The 25310-nt window shown below is 72.8% G+C and carries 2 protein-coding genes (1 of these 2 running past the window's edge); both read left to right on the forward strand.

Annotation, left to right across the window (positions count from 1 at the left end; translation table 11 throughout):
* On the forward strand, window positions 1–23706 hold the full coding sequence (locus tag ACMCNK_RS01870; protein WP_412734624.1) for a type I polyketide synthase: 23706 nt from the start codon (window positions 1–3) through the stop codon (window positions 23704–23706).
* On the forward strand, window positions 23703–25310 hold the 5' end (the start) of the coding sequence (locus tag ACMCNK_RS01875; RefSeq protein ID WP_412734625.1) for a type I polyketide synthase. It continues 13089 nt past the right edge of the window; 1608 of the gene's 14697 nt are visible here — the first part of the coding sequence; its start codon is at window positions 23703–23705; the stop codon falls past the right edge of the window. Before ACMCNK_RS01870 ends, ACMCNK_RS01875 begins: the two co-directional genes overlap by 4 nt.

Here is a 25310-nt window from a genome sequence, read left to right on the forward strand (position 1 = left end):
GTGGCGAACGAAGAAACCCTCCGTGATTACCTCAAATGGGCGACCACGAACCTGCACGAGACGCGCGAGCGACTCCGCGAGGCCGAGGAACGCAACCACGAACCGATCGCCATCGTCGGGATCGGATGCCGTTTCCCCGGCGGGACCCAGGATCCGGAAGGGTTCTGGGCCCTGCTGGAGTCCGGCGCCGACGCGGTCGCCGGATTCCCCGGTGACCGCGGCTGGAACATCGAAGAGATCTACGCGCAGGACCCGGACGGCACCTCGCAGGTCCGCGAGGCCGGGTTCATGCACCACGCGAGCGGCTTCGACGCGGGCTTCTTCGGCATCAGCCCGCGCGAAGCCGTCGCGATGGACCCGCAGCAGCGGCTGCTGCTGGAGGTCTCCTGGGAAGCCCTGGAACACGCCGGCATCGACCCGGCGTCGCTGCGCGGCTCACTGACCGGCGTCTTCGCCGGGGCCTCGCTCTCCGGGTACGGCTTCACCCCGGGCGTGGAAGAGGACATGGACGGTCACCTGATGACCGGCACCTCGACCAGCATCATCTCCGGCCGCGTCTCGTACACGCTCGGTCTGGAAGGTCCCGCGGTCACGGTCGACACGGCCTGCTCGTCGTCGCTGGTCGCGCTGCACGTGGCCGGACAGGCGCTGCGCTCCGGCGAATGCACGCTGGCGCTCGCCGGTGGCGTCACCGTGACCGCCAGCCCGATCATGTTCACCCAGTTCTCCCGGCAGCTCGGGCTCGCCCGCGACGGCCGGTGCAAGGCGTTCTCCGCGCAGGCCGACGGCATGGGCGTCTCCGAGGGTGTCGGCATGGTCGTCCTGGAACGACTCTCCGACGCCCGCCGCAACGGCCACCGCGTGCTCGCGGTCGTCCGCGGTTCGGCGATCAACCAGGACGGCGCCTCGAACGGCCTGACCGCCCCCAACGGACCGTCGCAGCAGCGGGTCATCCGCGCGGCGCTGGCCAGCGGGCGCCTGTCGACCAGCGACGTGGACGTGGTCGAGGCGCACGGCACCGGCACCCCGCTGGGTGACCCGATCGAAGCGCAGGCGCTGCTCGCCACGTACGGTCAGGATCGCGCCGGCCAGGCGCCGCTGTGGCTCGGCACGGTGAAATCCAACATCGGCCACACGCAGGCCGCCGCCGGCATCGCCGGCGTGATCAAGATGGTGCTGGCGCTGCAGCACCAGCAGCTCCCGCGGACCCTGCACGCCGCCGAACTGTCCCCACACATCCACTGGGCGGCGGGCGAGGTGCGGCTGCTGCAGGAGCCGGTGGCCTGGCCTGCCGGGGAGCGGGTGCGACGCGCGGGCGTGTCGTCGTTCGGCATCAGCGGCACCAACGCGCACGTGATTCTCGAGGAGGCGCCGGCGGAGACCGGCGAACCGGCCGCTCCGGCCGAGGTCCGGACGCCGGTGATCTCCGGGGTGGCCGCCTGGCTGCTGTCCGGCCGGTCCGCCCAGGGCCTGGCCGGTCAGGCGAGCCGGCTGTGGGAGTGGACGGGAGCGCGTCCGCAGCTGGCGCCCGCGGACGTGGCGTGGTCGCTGGCCACGACCCGGTCGGCGTTCGACCACCGGGCGGTCCTGCTCGGCGGCGACCGCGACGAGCTGGTGAACGTGGCCGCAGGCCAGCCCTCCCCGTCGGTGGTGGCGGGGGTGGCGCGGCCTGCCGTGCGGGTCGGTCTGATTTTCGCGGGTCAGGGTTCGCAGTGGTCGGGGATGGGTCGTTCCCTGTACGAGGGCAGTGCGGTGTTCGCCGAGGCGTTCGACGAGGTGTGCGCTCTGCTCGACGTTCCGGTGCGTGATCTGGTGCTGGGTGCCGACGGTGTCGACGAGTCGGTGGCCGATCAGACGTTGTATGCGCAGACGGGGTTGTTCGCGTTTGAGGTGGCGTTGGCGGCGGTGGTGAAGGCGGCCGGGGTGACGGCGCATGCGGTGGTGGGTCATTCCGTTGGTGAGATCGCGGCGGCGTATGTGGCGGGGGTGTTGTCGTTGCCGGATGCGTGTCGTCTGGTGGCGGCGCGGGCCCGGGCGATGCAGGAGTGTCCCGCGGGTGGGGCGATGGCGGCGATCAACGTGGCCGAGGCCGACGTGGTTGCCACGTTGGTTGATGGTGTGGAGGTCGCGTCGGTCAATGGCCCGGAGTCGGTGGTGGTTTCGGGTGCGGCCGAGGGTGTTGCGCGGGTTTTGGACCATTGGCGTGCGCAGGGCTGCCGGGTCAAACAGCTACGGGTCAGTCATGCGTTCCATTCGGCGGCGATGGAACCGGCCCTGGCTGAGCTTGGTGAGGCAGCGGCGGGGCTGGACCATCGGCGGCCGACGGTGTTGTGGGCGGGTGCTCTCGACGGCGGGCTCGTCCACGAGCCTGGCAGTGACTACTGGGCGGCGCAGACTCGGGGGGCGGTGCGGTTCGGCGACGCGCTGCGCACGCTGGTGGACCAGGGCATCTCGGTGTTCCTGGAGGTCGGGCCGGACGGCTCGCTGTCGTCGCTGGGCCCGGACGGTGCCGTGTGCGTTCCGTTGCAGCGGCGCAAGGAGGCCGAGGGCAGCCTGCTGACCGGGCTCGCCCGGGCGTACGTGCACGGCGTGACCGTCGACTGGAGCACACTGCTGCCGTCCGGTGAGCGGGTCGGCCTGCCCACGTACGCGTTCCAGCACGAGCAGTACTGGCTGAAGACCGGCAGCCCCACCGCCAAGACGGCCGGTACGGGCGTGGGCTCGGCCGCCGAGGAGCAGTTCTGGGCCGCCGTCGAGCGTGGCGACCTGACCCGGCTGACCGAGACGCTTTCCGTGGACGGGCAGCGTACGTTCGAAGAAGCGCTGCCCGCACTCGCTCGGTGGCGGCGCGAGGAACGGGACCGCTCGCTGACCGCCGGATGGCGGTACCGGACGACGTGGGCACCGGTCACCGACCCGGGCGCGGGCCTGCTGTCCGGCACATGGCTGGTGGTGACCGGAACCGGGCAACCCGCCGACGACGTGGTCGCAGCGCTGACGGCCCGAGGCGCCGAAGCGTCGGCGATCGACGCCACGGCCGACTTCGCCTCGTTCGGTGACGTTGCGGGCGTCGTGTCGCTGCTGGGACTCGACGAGTCGCCGATGCCGGAGTTCCCGGCCGTCCCGCAAGGTCTCGCGGCGACATTGGCCCTGGTCCAGGCGCTCGGCGCCGCCGGAGTCGACGCTCCGTTGTGGCTGGTCACCCGCGGTGCGGTCGCCGCCGGTCCGGGCGAGGCGCTGACCAGCCCGGTACAGGCGCAGATCTGGGGTCTCGGCCGGGTCGTCGCCATGGAACACCCGGACCGCTGGGGCGGCTTGATCGACCTGCCGCCCGTGCTCGACGACCGCGCCGGCCTCCGCCTGGCGGCGGTGCTGGCCGGATGCGACGAGGACCAGGCCGCGATCCGTACGGCCGGGGTCCTGGGCCGCCGCCTCGTGCGGGCCGCGCAGCCGCGGGCATCCGCCGAGGGCTGGCGGCCGCGCGGCGACGTACTGATCACCGGTGGCACCGGCGCGATCGCCGGGCACGTCAGTCGCTGGCTCGCCGAACGCGGCACGTCCCGCCTGGTGCTGACCAGCCGTTCCGGGCCGGCGGCCACCGGCGTCGCCGCGCACGCGGCGGGACTGGCCGCGGCCGGCTCGCGGGTCGACGTGATCGCCGCCGACGTCAGCAACCGGGACGACGTGACCGGCCTGCTGGCGTGGACCGGATCGGCGCTGTCGTCGGTGCTGCACACCGCCGGGGTTCTCGACGACGGCGTGGTGGAACGGCTGTCACCGTCCCGCCTGGAAACCAGCCTGCGTGCCAAGGCGGCCAGTGCCGCATTGCTCGACGAACTGACCGCCGGCTTCGACCTGGACGCGTTCGTCCTCTTCTCGTCGTCCGCCTCCGTGCTCGGCGCCGCCGGGCAGGGCAACTACGCCGCCGCGAACGCGTACCTGGACGGCCTCGCCGAGAACCGGCGCAGCCGCGGACTTCCCGCGCTGGCCGTGTGCTGGGGCGCCTGGGACGGCGCCGGACTGGCCGGCGCGAACGACGTCGTCCGGCAACGCACCCAGCAGGGACCCATGCCCGCCATGGACCCGCAGCTCGCCGTGCGCGCGCTCGGCGAGGCCCTGGAGGGCACCGACCCGGTGCTCACCGTGATGGACGTGAACTGGACACAGCTCGCGGCCGCCCCGAACGCCGGGAACCTGTCCGACATGCCGCTGGTCCGGGACCTGCCGGAGATCCGGCAGTTCACCACTGCCGCCACCGGCCCGGCGACCGTGGTCCACGGCCAGGGCGAGCTGTCGCAGCGCCTCGCCGGCCTCGACCGCGCCGGCCAGCAGCGCGCGCTCGCGGACCTCGTACGGGTCGAGGCGGCCGCCGTGCTGGGCTACTCGTCGTTCGAGGCCATCGAGGCCGACCGCGCCTTCAACGAGCTGGGCTTCGACTCGCTGACCGCCGTCGAGCTGCGCAACGGGCTGAACGCGGCAACCGGCCTGCGGCTGCCCACCACCCTGATCTTCGACTACCCGAACTCCGTGGCCCTCGCCGCCCACCTGCGCACCGAGCTGGCCGGTGAACTGGCCACCACCCCGGCGACCCCGGAAACGGCCGCGCTTGCGGCCACCGACGACGACCCGATGGTGATCGTCGGCATGAGCTGCCGGTTCCCGGGCGGCACGAGCACCCCGGAACGCCTGTGGGAGCTGTTGTCCACCGGCGGCGACGCGGTCGGCGACGTACCCACCGACCGCGGCTGGGACCTGGACGGCCTGTTCGACCCGGACCCGGACCACGAGGGTACGGCGTACGCCCAGCAGGGCGGCTTCCTCACCGACGTGGCCGAGTTCGACGCCGGGTTCTTCGGTATCAGCCCCCGCGAAGCGCTCGCCATGGACCCGCAGCAGCGGCTCCTGCTGGAAGTCTCCTGGGAGGCCCTGGAACACGCCGGGATCGACCCGAAGGCCCTGCGTGGCAGCGCCACCGGCGTCTTCGCCGGTGGCTACGGCTCTGGCTACGCGATGGTCGCCGCGCTCATGGACGCGCAGACCCCGGGCCTCGAAGGCAACGGGCACCTGATGACCGGCAATGCCACCAGCGTGCTGTCCGGCCGGGTGTCGTACGCGCTGGGCCTGGAAGGTCCCGCGGTCACGGTCGACACGGCCTGCTCGTCGTCGCTGGTCGCGCTGCACCTGGCCGGTCAGGCGCTGCGTTCCGGCGAGTGCTCCCTCGCGCTCGTCGGCGGCGTCACCATCATGGCGACACCGTGGGAGCTGCTCGGCTTCTCCGAGCAGCGGGGACTCGCCGCGGACGGGCGGTCCAAGGCGTTCTCCGCGGACGCGGACGGCATGGGCATGGCCGAGGGCGCGGGCATGCTCGTGGTCGAGCGGCTGTCGGACGCCCAGCGCAACGGGCACCCGATCCTCGCGGTCGTGCGGGGTTCGGCCATCAACCAGGACGGCGCCTCCAACGGGCTGACCGCCCCGAACGGGCCGTCGCAGCAGCGGGTCATCCGCGCCGCCCTGGCCGGAGCGCGGCTCGCACCCTCCGATGTGGACGTCGTGGAGGCGCACGGCACCGGCACCACCCTGGGTGACCCGATCGAGGCGCAGGCGCTGCTCGCCACGTACGGTCAGGACCGTGCCGGGCAGGCGCCGCTGTGGCTGGGCTCGGTCAAGTCGAACCTGGGCCACACGCAGGCCGCCGCCGGTGTCGCCGGTGTGATGAAGATGATCCTTGCCATGCGGCACGGCCTCCTGCCGCGCACGCTGCACGCCGGAATCCGGTCCCCGCACGTGGACTGGTCGGCCGGCGACGTCGCACTGCTGCAGGAACCGGTCGCATGGCCCGCCGGCGAGCGTGTCCGCCGGGCCGGCGTGTCCGCGTTCGGCATCAGCGGCACCAACGCCCACGTGATCATCGAGGAGCCGCCCGCCGAGACCGCCACCGCGGCAGCGCCCCGGACGCCGGTGCTCTCGGACGGCAGCGCGTGGATCGTCTCGGGCCGGTCGGCGCAGAGCCTCGCCTCACAGGCCGGCCGGCTGCGGGAATGGGTGCTGACCCGGCCCGAGCTCGCCCCGGCGGACGTGGCGTCGTCGCTGGCCGCGACCCGCTCGCTGTTCGAACACCGGGCCGTCGCGCTCGGCCGCGACCGCGACGGGCTGCTGGCGGGACTCGCATCCGTGGCGACCGCTCAGGATTCCCCCTCGGTGGTGTCGGGGGTGGCGCGGCCCGGCGTTCAGGTCGGCCTGATCTTTGCGGGTCAGGGTTCGCAGTGGTCGGGCATGGGTCGTTCCCTGTACGAGAACAGCCCGGTGTTCGCCGAGACATTCGATCAGGTGTGCGGCCTGTTGGAGCTCGAGCTCGGTGTCTCGGTGCGGGATCTCGTGCTGGGCGCCGAGGGTGTCGACGAGTCTCTTGCCGACCAGACCCTGTACGCGCAGACCGGGTTGTTCGCCTTCGAGGTGGCACTGGCAGCGGTGGTGAACGCCGCTGGTGTGACGGTGCATGCGGTGGTCGGTCACTCCGTCGGCGAGATCGCTGCGGCGTACGTCGCGGGGGTTTTGTCTCTGCCGGATGCGTGCCGTCTCGTGGCGGTGCGGGCTCGGGCGATGCAGGCCCTGCCGTCGGGTGGGGCGATGGCGGCGATCAACGCCGCCGAGGTCGATGTGGTGGCGTCTCTGGTTGATGGTGTGGAGATCGCGTCGGTCAACGGCCCGGACTCGGTGGTGGTCTCCGGTGAGGCCGAGGCCGTGCAGCAGGTCTTGGAGTATTGGCGTGGTCAGGGCCGCCGGGTTCGCCAGTTGCGGGTCAGTCACGCGTTCCACTCGGCCGCGATGGAACCGGCCCTGGCGTCCCTCGGCGAGGTCGCGGCCGGGCTGGACCACCAGCGGCCGACGCTGCTGTGGGCGGGTGCCCTTGGCGGCGCGCTGGTCGGCGAGCCTGCCGGCGACTACTGGGCGGCACAGACCCGGGGAGCCGTGCGGTTCGGTGATGCCCTGAGGACCCTGGTGGACCAGGGCGTGTCGGTGTTCCTGGAGGTCGGGCCGGACGGTTCGCTGTCGTCGCTGGGCCCGGACACCGCGGTGTGCGTTCCGCTGCAGCGGCGCAAGGAAGGCGAGGGCGGCCTGCTCACCGGGCTGGCCCGCGCGTTCGTGAACGGCGTGACCGTGGACTGGAGCGCGCTGCTGCCGGCCGGGGAGCGGGTCGGCCTGCCCACGTACGCGTTCCAGCACGAGCGGTACTGGCCGCAGGGGCTGCTCACCCTTCCGACCGTCGGCGCTGCCGCGGGAACCGGCGCGGAGACCGAGTTCTGGACCGCGGTCGACAACGGCGACGTGACCGGACTCGCGCAAACCCTGGACCTGCCGGACCGGTCCGTCGGCGAACTGCTTCCCGCGCTGGTCGCGTGGCGCAACCGGTCGCAGACCGCGGACTGGCGGTACCGCACGAAGTGGACACGGGTCGCCGACCCCGACTTTGCCGTGCTGAGCGGGCGCTGGCTGGTCGTGGGCTCCGGTCAGGCCGCCGACGACGTGGCGGCCGCGCTGGGAACCCATGGCGCCGAGGTCGTGACGATCGAGGGTCCGGCGGAGGTGCCGTCGTCCGGTGCGGTGGCGGGTGTCATCTCCCTGCTGGGTCTGGACGAGTCGCCGATGCCGGAGTTCCCGGAGGTCGCGCAGGGTCTCGCGGGGACACTTGCGCTGATCCAGGCGCTCGGCGACGCCGGTTCCGATGCGCCCTTGTGGGTGACCACGCGGGGCGCGGTTGCCTCCGGCGTGACCAGCCCGGTGCAGGCGCAAGCGTGGGGTCTCGGCCGGGTCGTTGCGCTGGAGCACCCGGACCGCTGGGGCGGCCTCATCGACCTGCCCGCGGTCCTCGACGAGCGGGCGGCCTCCCGCCTGGCGGCGGTGCTGGCCGGGTGCGGCGAGGACCAGGTCGCGATCCGCCCGGAAGGCATCCTCGGCCGCCGCTTGACCCGGGCGCCACGGCCGCGCGGCTCAGCCGACGGTTGGCGGCCGCGCGGCGACGTGCTGATCACCGGTGGCACCGGCGCGATCGCCGGGCACGTCAGCCGCTGGCTCGCCGAACGCGGCACGTCGCGCCTGGTCCTGACCAGCCGTTCCGGCCCGTCGGCCGCGGGCGTTGCCGAGCTCGCCGCGGAACTGGCGACCACAGGTTCCCGGGTCGACGTGGTCGCCGCCGACGCGAGTGACCGTGCCGAACTCTCGGGTCTGCTGGCCTGGACCGGTCCGGGCCTGTCGTCGGTGCTGCACACCGCCGGTGCCCTGGACGACGGTGTCGTGGCACGACAGTCGCCGGCCCGCCTCGCCACGGTCCTGCGGGCCAAGGCCGTCGGCGCGGCGCTGCTCGACGTGCTGACCGAGGACCTGAACCTCGACGACTTCATCCTGTTCTCCTCCTCCGCATCGACGCTCGGCACCGCCGGGCAGGGCAACTACGCGGCCGCCAACGCGTACCTCGACGCGCTCGCCGAGAACCGGCGGGAGCGGGGCCTGCCCGCGCTGACGGTCTGCTGGGGCGCGTGGGCCGGCGGCGGCTTCGCCCAGTCCAGCGACGCCGTACGGGCCCGGGTCGGCCAGGGCGCGATGCCGCCCATGGATCCGCGGCTCGCGGCCCGCGCGCTCGGCGAAGCAATCACCGGCGGCGACGCCGTGCTGACCGTGATGGACGTGGACTGGGCCAAGCTGGCCGCCGCACCCGATGCCGCCCACCTGCGCGCCATGCCGCTGGTCCGGGACCTGCCCGAGATCCGTAACCTGCCCGCCGCCGCGACACCCGCTCTGGTGCCGTCGCGCGGTGAACTGGCCCAGAGCCTGACCGGGCTCAACCCGTCCGAGCAGGAACGAATCCTGACCGACCTGGTCCGCTCCGAAGCCGCACTGGTCCTCGGGCACACCTCGGCGGACGCGGTCGCGCCGCAGCGGGCGTTCCAGGGACTCGGATTCGACTCGCTGACCGCGGTCGAACTGCGCAACCGGCTGAACGCGGCGACCGGGCTGCGGCTGCCCGCGACCCTGATCTTCGACTACCCGACCGCGGCCGACGTGGCCGTCCACCTGCGTACCGAACTCGCCGGCGACCTCGCCCCCAGCGCGTCCCCGGCCGGGATCACCGGCGTGGCGGCCGACGAGCCCATCGCCATCGTGGGCATGGCCTGCCGCTTCCCGGGTGGCGCGGCCGGCCCGGACGAACTGTGGCAGCTGCTGATCAGCGGCACCGACGCGATCGGTGACGCACCCCGCAACCGGGGCTGGGACCTGGACGGCATGTTCGACGCGGACCCGGACCACGCCGGTACGGCGTACGTCGCGCAGGGCGGCTTCCTGACCGGCGCCCCCGAGTTCGACGCCGCGTTCTTCGGCATCAGCCCCCGCGAGGCGTTCGCCATGGACCCGCAGCAGCGGCTCCTGCTCGAAGTCTCCTGGGAGGCCCTGGAACGCGCCGGCATCGACCCGACCACGCTCAAGGGCAGCCCGACCGGTGTCTTCGCCGGCGGCTACGGCTCCGGCTACGGCACGGTCCTCGCGCTCGTCGGCGACGGCACCTCCGGACTGGAAGGCCACATGATGACCGGCAGCGCCACCAGCGTGCTGTCCGGCCGCGTGTCGTACGCGCTGGGCCTGGAAGGTCCCGCGGTCACGGTCGACACGGCCTGCTCGTCGTCGCTGGTCGCGCTGCACCTGGCCGGTCAGGCGCTGCGGTCCGGGGAGTGCTCCCTCGCCCTGGCCGGCGGTGTCACGATCATGGCGACACCGTGGGAGATGGTGGGCTTCTCCCAGCAGCGCGGCCTGGCCACCAACGGGCGCTCCAAGGCGTTCGCGGCCGACGCGGACGGCATGGGCATGGCCGAGGGCGTCGGCATGCTGGTCGTGGAACGCCTGTCGGACGCCCAGCGCAACGGGCACAACGTCCTGGCCGTCATCCGGGGCTCCGCCGTCAACCAGGACGGCGCCTCGAACGGTCTCACCGCACCGAACGGCCCGTCCCAGCAGCGTGTGATCCAGACAGCCCTCGCCAACGCGCGACTGACACCCTCCGACGTGGACGTGGTGGAGGCGCACGGCACCGGCACGTCACTCGGCGACCCGATCGAGGCGCAGGCGCTGATGGCCACGTACGGCCGGGAGCGCCCCGCGGACCGGCCGCTGTGGCTGGGCTCGGTCAAGTCGAACCTGGGTCACACGCAGGCCGCCGCCGGTGTCGCCGGCGTGATGAAAATGGTCCTCGCCCTGCAGCACAGCCGGCTGCCGCGCACGCTGCACGCCGCGGTGCCGTCGCCGCACATCGACTGGACCGCCGGCGACGTCCGGCTGCTGCAGGAGCCGGTGGCCTGGCCCGCCGGGGAGCGGGTCCGCCGGGCCGGGGTCTCCTCGTTCGGTATCAGCGGCACCAACGCACACGTGATCATCGAGGAAGCCCCCGCTCCGGCCGAGCTTCCGGCCGACGGGAGGACCCGCGTACTGTCCGCCGTCTCCCCGTGGCTGCTGTCCGGACAGTCGGCGCACGCCCTGGCCGGTCAGGCCGGCCGGCTGCGGGAGTGGGTGCTGGCCCGGCCCGAGCTTGCGCCGAGCGACGTGGCGTCGGCGCTGGCGACGACCCGGACAGCGTTCGAGCACCGCGCCGTGATCCTCGGCGACGACCGCGGTGACTTCCTCGCGAACCTCGCGAACCTGGCGACCGGCCAGCACTCCCCATCGGTGATTTCGGGCGTGGCGCGGCCTGCCGTGCGGGTCGGTCTGATTTTCGCGGGTCAGGGTTCGCAGTGGTCGGGGATGGGTCGTTCCCTGTACGAGGGCAGTGCGGTGTTCGCCGAGGCGTTCGACGAGGTGTGCGCTCTGCTCGACGTTCCGGTGCGTGATCTGGTGCTGGGTGCTGACGGTGTCGACGGGTCGGTGGCCGATCAGACGTTGTATGCGCAGACGGGGTTGTTCGCGTTTGAGGTGGCGTTGGCGGCGGTGGTGAAGGCGGCCGGGGTGACGGCGCATGCGGTGGTGGGTCATTCCGTTGGTGAGATCGCGGCGGCGTATGTGGCGGGGGTGTTGTCGTTGCCGGATGCGTGTCGTCTGGTGGCGGCGCGGGCCCGGGCGATGCAGGAGTGTCCCGCGGGTGGGGCGATGGCGGCGATCAACGTGGCCGAGGCCGACGTGGTTGCCACGTTGGTTGATGGTGTGGAGGTCGCGTCGGTCAATGGCCCGGAGTCGGTGGTGGTTTCGGGTGCGGCCGAGGGTGTTGCGCGGGTTTTGGACCATTGGCGTGCGCAGGGCTGCCGGGTCAAACAGCTACGGGTCAGTCATGCGTTCCATTCGGCGGCGATGGAACCGGCCCTGGCTGAGCTTGGTGAGGTAGCGGCGGGGCTGGACCATCGGCGGCCGACGGTGTTGTGGGCGGGCGCTCTGGACGGTGCGTTGGTCGGCGAGCCCGGTAGTGACTATTGGGCGGCGCAGACCCGGGGAGCGGTCCGGTTCGGCGACGCGCTGGCAACGCTCGTGGACCAGGGCATCTCGGTGTTCCTGGAAGTCGGGCCGGACGGCTCGCTGTCGGCGCTGGGCCCCGACGGTGCCGTGTTCATTCCGCTCCAGCGCCGAAACGACGGCGATCTGCTGACCGGCCTGGCCCGGGCGTACGTGCACGGTGTCGGCCTGGACTGGAGCACACTGCTGCCGTCCGGCGCGCGCGTCGATCTGCCGACGTACGCGTTCCAGCACGAGCAGTACTGGCCGCAGGGGCTGCTGACCATGCCGACCCCCGGGTCCGCAGTCTCCACCGGCGCCGACGGCGAGATCTGGAGCGCGGTCGACCACGGCGACCTGGCCGGACTCGCCGACACCCTGGGCCTGCCGGAGCCGCAGGTCAGTGACCTGCTGCCGGCACTGGTCGCGTGGCGCCGCCGGTCGCAGACCGCGGACTGGCGGTACCGGACCATCTGGGTGCCCGTCACCGACCCGGACCTCCATTTGCTCAGTGGTCGCTGGCTGGTCGTGGGCTGCGGTCAATCCGCCACCGACGTGGCGGGTGCCCTGCGGGCCCATGGGGCCGAGGTCGTGGCGATCGACGGTCCGGCCGAGCTGTCGCCGGTCGCAGAGGTGGCGGGTGTCGTCTCGTTGCTGGGCCTGGACGAGTCGGCGATGCCCGAGTTCCCGGAGGTCGCGCAGGGTCTCGCGGGGACACTTGCGCTGATCCAGGCGCTCGGCGACGCCGGGGTGAACGCGCCGCTGTGGGTGACCACGCGGGGTGCGGTTGCCGGGGACATGATCAGCCCGGTGCAGGCGCAGGTGTGGGGTCTCGGCCGGGTCGTGGCCTGGGAGCACCCGGACCGCTGGGGCGGCCTCATCGACCTGCCCGCGGTCCTCGACGAGCGTGCGGGTTCCCGCCTCGCGGCGGTGCTGGCCGGGTGCGGCGAGGACCAGGTCGCGATCCGCCCGGAAGGTATCCTCGGCCACCGGCTGACCCGGGCGCCGCGGCCCCGGGCATCGGCCGAGGGTTGGCGGCCTCGCGGCGACGTGCTGATCACCGGTGGCACCGGCGCGATCGCCGGGCACGTCAGCCGCTGGCTCGCCGAACGCGGCGCGCCTCGGCTGGTCCTGACCAGCCGATCCGGCCCCGCCGCCGCGGGCGCTGCCGCGCTCGCCGCCGAACTGGCGACCGCAGGCTCCCGGATCGACCTGGTCGCCGCGGACGTGAGCGACCGCGCCGAGCTTTCCGGCCTGCTGGCGTGGACCGGACCCGGGCTGTCGTCGGTACTGCACACCGCGGGCGTCCTGGACGACGGTGTCGTGGCACGACAGTCGCCGGCCCGCCTCGCCACGGTCCTGCGGGCCAAGGCGGCCGGCGCGGACCTGCTGGACGAGCTGACCGCCGACCTGGCCCTGGACGACTTCGTCCTGTTCTCGTCCGCCGCGTCGATGCTCGGCACGGCCGGACAGGGCAACTACGCAGCCGCCAACGCCCACCTCAACGCGATCGCCGAGAACCGGCGCGCCCGAGGGCTCGCCGGTCTGGCCGTGTGCTGGGGCGCCTGGGCCGGTGGCGGCTTCGCCCAGTCCAGCGACGCCGTACGGGCCCGGGTCGGCCGGGGCGCGATGCCGCCCATGGACCCCCGCCTGGCGGTGCGCGCCCTGGGCGAAGCACTGACCGGCGCCGAAGCGGTGCTGACCGTCATGGACGTGGACTGGCCCCAACTGGCCGGTGCGGACCTTCGCGACATGCCGCTGGTCCGGGACCTGCCCGAGATCCGCAACCTGCCCGCGGCCGCGACCCCCGCCACGGTGCCGTCGCGCGGTGAACTGGCCCAGAGCCTGGCCGGGCTGAGCCCGGCCGAGCAGGAACGAACGCTGACCGACCTGGTCCGCTCCGAAGCCGCACTGGTCCTCGGGCACGCGTCCGCCGACCCGGTCGCGGCCCGCAAGGCGTTCAAGGAACTCGGCATCGACTCGCTGACCGCGGTCGAACTGCGTAACCGGCTGAGCGTCGTCAGCGGGCTCCGATTGCCGGCGACGTTGGTCTTCGACTACCCCACCCCGCTGGCGTTGGCCCTGTTCCTGCGCGACGAACTGGTCGGCGCAGTGGGCACGGGAGACACCTCCGCCGCCGCGATCGCCGCGGGGACGGACGAGCCGATCGCGATCGTCGGCCTGGGCTGCCGCTTCCCGGGTGGCGCGGCCACCCCGGACCGGTTCTGGCGGCTGCTGAGCGAGGGCCGGGACGCGGTTTCCGGGTTCCCCGGCGACCGCGGCTGGGACCTCGACGAGCTCTACGACCCGGATCGGGACAACGACGGCACGTCGTACGTCGCCCAGGGCGGCTTCCTTTCCGGGGCCGCCGACTTCGACGCGGAGTTCTTCGGGATCAGCCCGCGTGAGGCGCTGGCGATGGACCCGCAGCAGCGGCTGCTGCTGGAACTGTCGTGGGAGGCCCTGGAACGGGCGGGCATCGACCCGGACACCCTGCGGGGCAGCCCGACCGGCGTGTTCGCGGGCGGCTACAGCTCGAACTACAACCTCGCGATGGCGCTCGCGGACGGCGGCGACAACGCCGGGGTCGAGGGCCACATGATGACCGGCAACGCCACCAGTGTGCTGTCCGGCCGCGTGTCCTACGCGCTGGGCCTGGAAGGCCCCGCGGTGACGGTGGACACGGCGTGTTCGTCGTCGCTGGTGGCGTTGCACCTGGCGGTGCAGGCGCTGCGGGCGGGGGAGTGCTCCCTGGCCCTGGCCGGTGGGGTCACGGTGATGGCCACCCCGACGATCTTCATCGACTTCTCGCGGCAGCAGGGGCTGTCGGTGGACGGGCGGTGCCGGGCGTTCTCGGCGGACGCGGACGGGACCGGCTGGGGTGAGGGCGCCGGTGTGCTGGTGGTGGAGCGGCTGTCGGACGCGCAGCGTCTCGGTCATCCGGTTTTGGCGGTGGTGCGGGGTTCGGCGGTGAATCAGGATGGTGCGTCGAATGGTTTGACGGCGCCGAACGGGCCGTCGCAGCAGCGGGTGATCCGGGCGGCGTTGGCCAGTGCCGGGCTGGCTGCCGCTGATGTGGACGTGGTGGAGGCGCATGGCACGGGTACCACGTTGGGTGATCCGATCGAGGCGCAGGCGTTGCTGGCGACGTACGGTCAGGGTCGGCTGGAGGGTCGTCCGGTGTGGTTGGGTTCGGTGAAGTCGAACATCGGTCATACGCAGGCCGCGGCCGGTGTCGCTGGGCTGATCAAGATGGTGCTGGCGTTGCAGCACGGTGAGCTGCCGCGCACCCTGCACGCGGGCGTCCCGTCGCCGCACATCGACTGGTCGGCCGGTGAGGTCCGGCTGCTGAACGAGCCGGTGTCCTGGACCGGGAACGGCCGGGTGCGCCGGGCGGGTGTGTCGTCGTTCGGGATGAGCGGCACCAACGCGCACGTGATCCTGGAAGAGGCCCCCGCGGACGACGTTGCGGATCCCGAGGAGCCGACCCCGGTGGTGTCGGGTGCGGGTGCGTGGGTGATCTCGGGCCGGTCGGCGGACGGCCTCGCCGCCCAGGCGGAGCGGCTCTGGACGTGGACGAACGAGCGTCTGGAGCTGACCGCCGCAGATGTGGCGTGGTCGCTGGCGTCGACGCGATCGTTCTTCGAGCACCGGGCGGTGGTGGTCGGCCACGATCGCGACGAGTTGGCGGCGGGTCTCGCTGATCTGAGCGGGCCGGTGGTGTCCGGTGTGGCGCGGGGTCAGGCCCGGTCGGTGTTCGTGTTCCCGGGTCAGGGTTCTCAGTGGGTCGGCATGGGCCGCGAGCTGGCGTCGGTTTCGCCGGTGTTCGCCGCGCGGTTGGCGGAGTGTGAGCGGGCGCTGTCGCCGTATGTGGGCTGGTCGTTGACGGAGATGTTGTCCGGTGATGGTCAGTGGACGGATGCGGATGTGGTGCAGCCGTTGTTGTGGGCGGTGATGGTGTCGCTGGCCGCGGTGTGGGAGTCGGCGGGCGTCGTCCCGGATGCGGTGGTGGGTCACTCCCAGGGTGAGATCGCGGCGGCCACGGTCGCCGGGATGCTCAGCCTGGAGGATGCGGCACGGGTGGTGGCGTTGCGGTCGCAGACACTGCGGGCGCTCTCGGGTGCGGGCGGGATGATGTCGGTCGCGGCGTCTGCTGAAACCGTCGAGCCTCGCTTGGACGCGCGGGCCTCGCTGGCGGCGGTGAACGGTCCGGCGTCGGTGGTGGTGTCTGGTGAGCCGGATGCGTTGCAGGAGTTGCAGGCGGCCTTCGAGGCTGAGGGCGTTCGGGCGCGGATGGTGGCGGTGGATTACGCGTCGCACGGGCCTCAGGTGGATGTTCTGGAGCGGGAGATCCTGTCGGTTCTTGAGGGGATCAGTCCGCGTGCGGGTCGGGTGCCGATGGTGTCGGCGATGTCGGGCGAGACCCTGACGGGCGCGGAGCTGGATGCGGCGTACTGGTTTGCGAGCCTGCGTAATCCGGTGCAGTTCGAGCGGGCGGTGCGGACGCTGGCTGGTGGCGGGCATGACTTGTTCGTCGAGGTGACGCCGCATCCGGTGCTGCTCGGCTCGATCGGTGACACCCTCGACGACGTGGCCGGCCACGCCGGTCCGGGGGCCGTCCCGGGTGCGGTGTGTGGCACGTTGCGCCGCGACGACGGCGGCGCGACCCGGCTGGTGACGTCGCTGGCGGAGGCGTTCGTCGCGGGCGCGCCGGTGGACTGGACCCGGGTCCTTCCGTCCGCGGCCACGGTGGAACTGCCGACGTACGCGTTCCGGCACGAGCGGTACTGGCCGAAGGGCCGTCTGACGATGCCCGCGGCGGGTTCGGGCGGGGACCCGGTGTCGCTGGGCCTGGCGGCGGCGAGCCACCCGCTCCTGGGCGCGGTGGTCGAGCTGGCCGACGGCGCCGGACTGCTCTGCACGGGCCGGTTGTCCGTGCGGTCCCAGCCGTGGCTGGCCGACCACACCGTCGGCGGGCTGGTGCTGTTGCCGGGCACCGCGTTCGTGGAACTGGCGGTTCGGGCGGGTGACCAGGTCGGCTGCGGTCTGCTGGAGGAGTTGACGCTGCAGGCGCCGCTGGTCATCCCGGCCGACGGCGGCGGAGTCCAGGTCCAGGTCGTACTCGGCACAGAAGACGGCCATGGACGCCGTGACGTGCAGGTGTTCGCTCGCCCGGACGCCGCGGAGACGACGTGGGTGCAGCACGCCACCGGCACGCTGGCCCCCGCGCCGCGGGACGCCGACCCAGACGCGGACCTGTCGGTGTGGCCACCGCTCGGCGCCGAGCCGATCGACGTCAGCGACCTCTACACCACCCGCCTGAGCGGCATCTACGGTCCCGCGTTCCACGCCCTGCGGGGCGCGTGGAAGCGCGGCGACGACCTGTACGCCGAAGTGGCACTCCCCGACGAGGTGACCGCGGGCGCCTTCGGAATCCACCCGGTGCTGCTGGACGGCGTGATGCACGCCGCAGCCCTCACCGGCGACGACGACTCGGGCCTGCGGATGCCGTTCGCCTGGACCGGCGTCCGGCTGTATGCCGAGGGCGCGTCGGTGCTGCGAGCCCGGCTGCGCCGCGACGGCGACGGCGTGACCCTGACCGCGGCCGACACCGCGGGAGCCCCGGTCGTCTCGGTGGCGTCGCTGATCTCCCGGCCGGTGCCGGTCGACAAGCTCCACGGCACTCCCGGCGGCGTGCCGGACGCGCTGTACGCGGTGGAGTGGGTGCCGGTCAGCCCGGCTGACAACGTCACCGCGGATGAATGGGTGCTGCTCGGCACCGACCGGTTCGACGTGACCGCGGCGCTGGGCGTGACCGCCCGCTTCGACGACGTGGCGGGTGTCGCCGCCGCGGTCGAGGCCGGTGAGGTCCGCCCGGGCGCAGTGCTGGTGTCCGTCGGCGGCACCGACGACGTGATCGACGGCACCCGGCTGGCCGCCGTGCAGGCGCTGGAGCTGGCGCAGCGCTGGCTCGACGAGGACGGCTTGGAGTCGGTGCCGCTGGTGGTGCTGACCCGGGGCGCGGTGGCCGCGGTGGCCGGTGAGGGCGTACGCGACCTGGCCGGCGCGGCGGCGTGGGGCCTGCTGCGGTCGGCGCAGTCGGAGAACCCGGGGCGTCTGATCCTGGCCGACCTGCCCGACGCCGACCTGCCGCTCGCTGCGCTGGCTTCCGGGCTCGCTTCCGGCGAGCCGGAGCTCGCCCTGCGCGCAGACTCCGCGTACGGGCGTCGTCTGATCCGCCCGTCGAACGCCGATCCGTCCGTACCCTCCGGTGCGGCCGGCACGATCCTGGTGACCGGCGGGACCGGCACGCTGGGCGGGCTGGTCGCCAAGCACTTCGCGACCACCGGGCGGGCCGGCGGCGTGGTCCTGATGAGCCGATCCGGTCCTGGCGCGGCCGACGTCGCGACCACCGTGGCGGACATCGCCGCCGACGGCGCGTGGGTGCGGGTGGTGGCCGGCGACGTCGCCGACCGGGACACCCTGTCGGCCGTCATGGACGCGATCCCGGCCGAAACGCCGCTGCGGTCGGTGTTCCACGCGGCCGGGGTCATCGACGACGGCGTGGTCGCGACACTGACCGGGGACCGGCTGGCCGCGGTGATGCGCCCCAAGGCCGACGCGGCCTGGCACCTGCACGAACTGACCAGTGGCCTGGACCTGGACCACTTCGTGATGTTCTCCTCGGCGGCGGCCGCCTTCGGCTCACCGGGGCAGGGCAACTACGTCGCGGCCAACAGCTTCCTGGACGGCCTGGCCGGCCACCGGCGCGCCGCCGGACTGCCCGGCCTGTCACTGCAGTGGGGTCCGTGGGTGCACGAGGCGGGCATCGGCCGGAACCTGGACGAGGTCTCACTGTCCCGCATCTCGCGCGCCGGTTTGGCGGCGCTCGGGGCCGCGGAAGGCCTGGCCGTGCTCGACGCGGCCCTGGCCCGGCCGGAGGCCGTGCTCATGCCCGCCCGCATCGACCTGGCCGGCCTGCGTGAGCAGGCCGCCGAGCTGGGTGAGATCCCGCCGCTGTGGCGGGCGCTGGCCGGTGGCCGTCCGGCCCGGACGCGCCGGGCCGCGGCAGGTGCCACCGCGGTGTCCGGAGACGACGCGCAGGAGTTGCGGCGGCGGCTGGCGGCGATGTCTGTGGTCGAGCGGGATCGGTTCTTGTTGGATCTGGTGCAGCGTCGGGTGGCGGCGGTGTTGGGTCATGCGTCGGTGGATCGGATCGAGGCGGGTCGGGCGTTCACGGATCTGGGGTTTGATTCGTTGACCGCGGTGGATCTGCGGAATCGTTTGCGGTTCGATACCGGGTTGCGGTTGCCGGCGACGTTGGTGTTCGACTATCCGACGCCGGCCGCGTTGGCGGGGTTGTTGCGAACCGAGCTCGTGGGCGACACGGCGGCCGAGACCGTCACCCCGATGATCACCAGCGTGGGACTGGACGAACCTGTCGCGATCGTGGGCATGGCGTGCCGGTTCCCCGGCGGCGCCAACAACCCCGACGAACTGTGGCAGTTGCTCCGCACGGGTGTCGACGCGATCGGGCCGTTCCCGGTCGACCGCGGCTGGGACCTGGACGCCCTCTACGACCCGGACGCCGCCGACAGCACCACCGTCGGGACCTCGTACACGCGGGCGGGCGGCTTCGTCAGCGAGGCCGGCGCGTTCGACGCGGGAGTCTTCGGGATCAGCCCGCGGGAAGCACTCGCCATGGACCCGCAGCAGCGGCTGCTGCTGGAGACGTCCTGGGAGGCCTTGGAAAGGGCCGGGATCGACCCGCGCCGCCTGCGCGGCTCCGACACCGGCGCCTTCATCGGCGGCTACAGCTCGGGGTACGCGAGCATGAGCCTGGAGACCGGCGCCGAGGGCATCGCCGCGCATCTGATGACCGGTAACGCGCCGAGCATTCTGTCGGGTCGGTTGTCGTACACGTTCGGTCTGGAGGGGCCGGCGGTGACGGTGGATACGGCGTGTTCGTCGTCGTTGGTGGCGTTGCATTTGGCGGTGCAGGCGTTGCGGGCGGGGGAGTGTTCGCTGGCTCTTGCTGGTGGTGTGACGTTGATGGTGACGCCGGATGGGTTTATCGGGTTTTCGCAGGCGCGTGGTTTGGCGGTGGATGGGCGTTCGAAGGCGTTCGGGGCGGACGCGGATGGTATGGGTATGGCCGAGGGTGTGGGCATGCTGGTGGTGGAGCGGTTGTCGGATGCGCGGCGGCTTGGGCATCGGGTGCTGGCGGTGGTGCGGGGTTCGGCGGTGAATCAGGATGGTGCGTCGAACGGGATCACTGCGCCGAACGGTCCGTCGCAGCAGCGGGTCATCCGCGCCGCGCTCGCCGGGGCGCAGCTGACCACCGCCGACATCGATGTGGTGGAGGCACACGGCACGGGCACCACGCTCGGTGACCCGATTGAGGCGCAGGCGCTGCTGGCGACGTACGGTCGGGGGCGGCCGCAGGATCGGCCGGTGTGGCTCGGGTCGGTGAAGTCGAACATCGGCCACACCCAGGCCGCGGCCGGTGTCGCAGGGGTCATGAAGATGGTCCTTGCGCTGCAGCACGATGAGCTGCCCCGCACACTGCACGCCGATGTGCCGTCGCCGCACATCGACTGGACCACCGGTGACGTCCGGCTGTTGACCGAGCCGAAACCCTGGCCCTCCGGCGGGCGGGTCCGCCGTGCGGGTGTGTCGTCGTTCGGGATGAGCGGCACCAACGCGCATGTGATCCTGGAGGAGGCTCCGGCCTCGGAACCGGCGCAGGTGGAGGCCGCTGCTGCGGCCGAGCAGGGCGCGTTGGCCGGGGACGAGACCGGCGACGGTGTCGTCGTTGCTGGTGCCTCGACCGCGTGGGTGGTGTCCGGGCGTTCGGCGCAGGGTTTGACTGCGCAGGTGGGCCGGCTGCGGGAGTGGCTGGGTGCCCGCCCGGATCTGGACGCGGCCGATGTGGCGTGGTCGCTGGCGTCGACCCGGTCGGTGTTCGAGCACCGGGCCGTGGTGATCGGCGACGGCCCGGAGGAACTTGCTGCGGGGCTGGGCGGTCCCACGGTGACGGGTGCGGCTCGTTCGGGCACGCGGTCGGTGTTCGTGTTCCCGGGTCAGGGTTCACAGTGGGTCGGCATGGGCCGGGATCTCGCCGCGGTGAGCCCGGTGTTCGCCGCGCGCCTCGCGGAGTGTGAGCGGGCGCTGGCCCCGTATGTGGGCTGGTCGTTGACCGACATGCTGTCGGGTTCGGACAACTGGGCTGACGCTGACGTCATTCAACCGCTGTTGTGGGCGGTGATGGTGTCGCTGGCCGCGGTGTGGGAGGCCGCGGGTGTCACCCCGGATGCGGTGGTGGGTCACTCGCAGGGTGAGATCGCGGCGGCCACGGTCGCCGGGATGCTCAGCCTGGAGGATGCGGCACGGGTGGTGGCGTTGCGGTCGCAGACACTGCGGGCGCTCTCGGGTGCGGGCGGGATGATGTCGGTCGCGGCGTCCGCCGCAACGGTCGCGCCTCGCTTGGACGAGCGGACCTCGCTGGCGGCGGTGAACGGTCCTGCGTCGGTGGTGGTGTCTGGTGAGCCGGACGCTCTGCAGGAGCTCCAGGCGGCCTTCGAGGCCGAGGGTGTCCGGGCGCGGATGGTGGCGGTGGATTACGCGTCGCACGGGCCTCAGGTGGATGTTCTGGAGCGGGAGATCCTGTCGGTTCTTGAGGGGATCAGTCCGCGTGCGGGTCGGGTGCCGATGGTGTCGGCGATGTCCGGGGAGACCCTGACCGGCACGGAGCTGGATGCCGCGTACTGGTTTGCGAGCCTGCGTAATCCGGTGCAGTTCGAGCGGGCGGTGCGGACTTTGGCTGGTGGCGGGCATGACTTGTTCGTCGAGGTGACGCCGCATCCGGTGTTGCTGGGTGCGATCGGTGACACGGTGGAGGATGCGGTCGTGACGGGCACGTTGCGCCGTGACGACGGTGGCGCGACCCGGTTGCTGACGTCGCTGGCGGAGGCGTTCGTTGCGGGTGCGTCCGTGGACTGGACGCGGGTGCTTCCGGCCGCGGCCACGGTGGAACTGCCGACGTACGCGTTCCGGCACGAACGGTACTGGCCGGAAGGCACCCTGGCCCTGCCGACGAGCGGACAGAGCCGGGCCACCGACCGGGCCGGGACCGGCTCGGAGGCCGAGGCCCGCTTCTGGGCGGCCGTCGAGGGCGGCGACCTCTCCGACCTGGCGCTCGACGGCAGCCGCCCGCTCCAGGACCTGCTGCCCGCGCTGGCATCGTGGCGCCGCCGCGAGCAGGACCGGTCCGTCACCGCGAACTGGCGGTACCGGGTCGGCTGGTCGCCGGTGGCCGAACCCGACCCCGGTGCGCTGAACGGTTCGTGGCTGCTGGTGACCGGTCCAGCCGGCACGGATCGCGCACGTGAACTGGAGCGCGTTCTGGCGTCGCGCGGTGCCGACGTGCGGCTGATCGAGGTGCCCGCCGACGCGACCGAGCGCGGCGACCTGGCCGGGCTGATCGGCGACACGGGCGCGGTGACGGGCGTACTGTCACTGCTCGCGCTGGACGAGGAACCGCTGCCGGACTTCCCGGTCGTGCCCCGAGGCCTGGCGACGACGCTCGCCCTGGTGCAGGCGCTCGGCGATCTCGACGTGGACGCGCCGCTGTGGCTCGCCACCGTAGGCGCGGTCGCGGCAGCTCCGGGCGAGACCCTAACCAGCCCGATCCAGGCCCAGATCGGCGGCCTCGGCCGCGTCGTGGCCGTCGAACACCCGGACCGCTGGGGCGGCCTGATCGACCTGCCCGACGTGCTCGACGAGCGGGCCGGAGCCCGGCTCGTCGCGGTCCTCGCCGGATGCGGGGAGCAGGAGGTCGCGCTGCGCCCCGCCGCGATCCTGGGCCGCCGCATGACCCACGCCCCGCAGCCCCGTGACGACCGTGCGTGGAAACCCCGCGGCGGTGTGCTGATCACCGGTGGTACCGGCGCGATCGGGGGGCATGTGGCGCGCTGGTTGGCGGGTCATGAGGCGTCGCGGTTGATTTTGACGAGTCGTTCCGGGCCGTCGGCGTCCGGTGCGGCGGCGCTGGCAGCCGAACTGGCGTCGGCCGGTGCCCGGACCGACATCGTGGCCGCCGACGCGGGCGACCGCGCCGACCTGACCGGCCTGCTGGCGTGGACCGGCTCCACCGGCCCGGACGTGTCGGCGGTGATGCATACCGCTGGCGTACTCGACGATGGCGTGGTGGAGCGGCAGTCGCCGCAGCGGTTGGCGACGGTGTTGGCGGCGAAGGCGGTCAGTGCGGCGTTGCTGGACGAGTTGACCGGCGATCTCGACTTGGATGCGTTCGTGTTGTTCTCGTCGGCGGCGTCGACGTTGGGTTCGGCGGGTCAGGGCAACTATGCGGCGGCGAACGCGTATCTGGATGCGTTGGCGGAGGATCGTCGGAGCCGTGGTCTGGCGGGGTTGTCGGTGGCGTGGGGTTTGTGGGGTGGTGGTGGTCTGGCCGAGTCGAAGGAGGCCATCCGCAACCGCATGCAACGCATGCCCATGCCCGCCATGGACCCACAGCTCGCCGTCCGGGCACTGTTCGAGGCCCTGCAAGGCGGGGACACCGCACTGACCGTGATGGACGTCGACTGGGCGCAACTGACCTCCGCACCCGGCGCCGGTGGCTGGCGGGACCGGCCCCTCGTCCGCGATCTGCCCGAGATCCGGCAGCTCGCCGCCGCACCGGCCGCGACAACCGGCGAACCGGCCTTGAACGAGGACGAGCTGTCCCGGAAGCTCGCCGGGCTGTCCCGCGTGGAGCAGGAACGGGTCCTCACCGACCTGGTGCGCGCCGAGGCCGCCGTGGTGCTGGGATACCCGTCCCCGGACCGCGTCCAGCCGGGCACCACCTTCAAAGAACTGGGCTTCGACTCGCTCAGCGGTGTCGAACTGCGCAACCGGCTCAACCCGGCCACCGGGCTGCGGCTGCCCGCCACGCTGGTGTTCGACTACCCGACGCCGCAGGCGTTCGCGGCCTGGCTGCTGACCGAGCTCGCGCCCGAGGAGAGCGTGTCCGTACCCGTCCTCGACGAGCTCGGCCGCCTCGAAGCCGCCGTCCAGGCCAGGCCGGCCGACGAGTCCCTGCGGGACGAACTCGCCGAACGCCTGCGCCGCCTCCTGGAGTCCATCGGCACCTCGGCTGCGGACAAGAGCCGCAGCGAACGCGAGGCCGAACTCGGCGCCGCCACCGACGACGAGCTGTTCGCTCTCGTCGAGGAACTCGAATGAGCGCCGCGACTCCGTCCCCGAGCACACCGCAGTACGCCACATCAGGGAGCCACACCATGACCACGTCTAATGAGGACAAGCTTCGGGCGTACCTGAAGCGGGCCATCGCGGACGCCCAGGACGCCCGGGCCCGGCTGCACGAGGTGGAGGCTCGGGCCGCCGAGCCGCTGGCGATCGTCGGGCTCAGCTGCCGGTTTCCCGGCGGCGCGGGCACCCCGGAACAGTTCTGGGAGCTGCTGGCCGCCGGAGGTGACGCGGTCGGCGCGCTGCCCACCGACCGCGGCTGGGACATCGAGCACCTGTACGACCCGGCCGACGGGCCCACGACGGCCCAGTCCGGTGCGTTCCTGACCGACGCCACCACGTTCGACGCCGGGTTCTTCGGCATCAGCCCGCGCGAGGCGTCGGCGATGGACCCGCAGCAGCGGCTGCTGCTCGAAGTCTCCTGGGAGGCCCTGGAACGCGCCGGCATCGACCCGGCCGGGCTGCGCGGCAGCACCACCGGCGTGTTCGCCGGTGGCTTCGCCTCCGGCTACCTGATGCTGGCCGGCCAGGCCGCCGCCGAAACCGGGTCCGGCGCCGAAAAACACCTGATGACCGGCAACGCGACCAGCGTGCTGTCCGGGCGGATCTCGTACGTGCTGGGCCTGGAAGGACCGGCCGTCTCGGTCGACACCGCCTGCTCGTCGTCCCTGGTGGCGCTGCACCTGGCGGTCCAGTCGCTACGGGCCGGCGAGTGCTCCCTGGCCCTGGCCGGCGGCGCCACGGTGATGGTCACACCGGGCATGTTCATCGAATTCTCCCGCCAGCAGGGCCTGTCGTCCGACGGCCGGTGCCGGGCGTTCTCCGACGACGCCGACGGGACAGGCTGGGGCGAGGGCGCGGGCATGCTCGTGCTGGAGCGCCTTTCCGACGCCCGGCGCAACGGCCACCCGGTCCTCGCCGTGATCCGCGGCTCGGCCATCAACCAGGACGGCGCATCCAACGGCATCACCGCCCCGAACGGCCCCTCCCAGCAGCGGGTCATCCGGGCCGCGCTGGCCAACGCCCGCCTGTCGGGCGCCGACGTGGACGTCGTCGAGGCGCACGGCACCGGCACCACGCTGGGCGACCCGATCGAGGCACAGGCGCTGCTCGCCACGTACGGGCGGGACCGGGCCGGGCAGGTGCCGCTGTGGCTCGGCACGGTGAAGTCGAACATCGGTCACACGCAGGCCGCCGCCGGTGTCGCCGGCGTGATCAAGATGGTGCTGGCACTGCAGAACGGCAAGCTGCCCGCCACCCTGCACGCCGAGGAGCCGTCCTCGCACATCGACTGGACCGCCGGTGACGTGCGCCTGCTGCGGGAGCCGGTGGCGTGGCCGTCCGGTGAACGGGTGCGCCGTGCAGGTGTGTCGGCGTTCGGCATCAGCGGCACCAACGCGCACGTCATCGTCGAGGAGGCACCGGCCGAGGAGGACACCGCCGCGCCCGAGGCACGTACCCCGGTGGTGTCGGACGCCGCCGCGTGGCTGGTGTCCGCCCGCTCCGCCGAAGGGCTCGCCGGTCAGGCCGGCCGGCTGCGGGAGTGGGTGCTGGCGCATCCCGAGACCGCCCCGGCGGAC

The sequence above is a fragment of the Krasilnikovia sp. MM14-A1259 genome (assembly GCF_047159535.1).
Classification (GTDB): domain Bacteria; phylum Actinomycetota; class Actinomycetes; order Mycobacteriales; family Micromonosporaceae; genus Actinoplanes.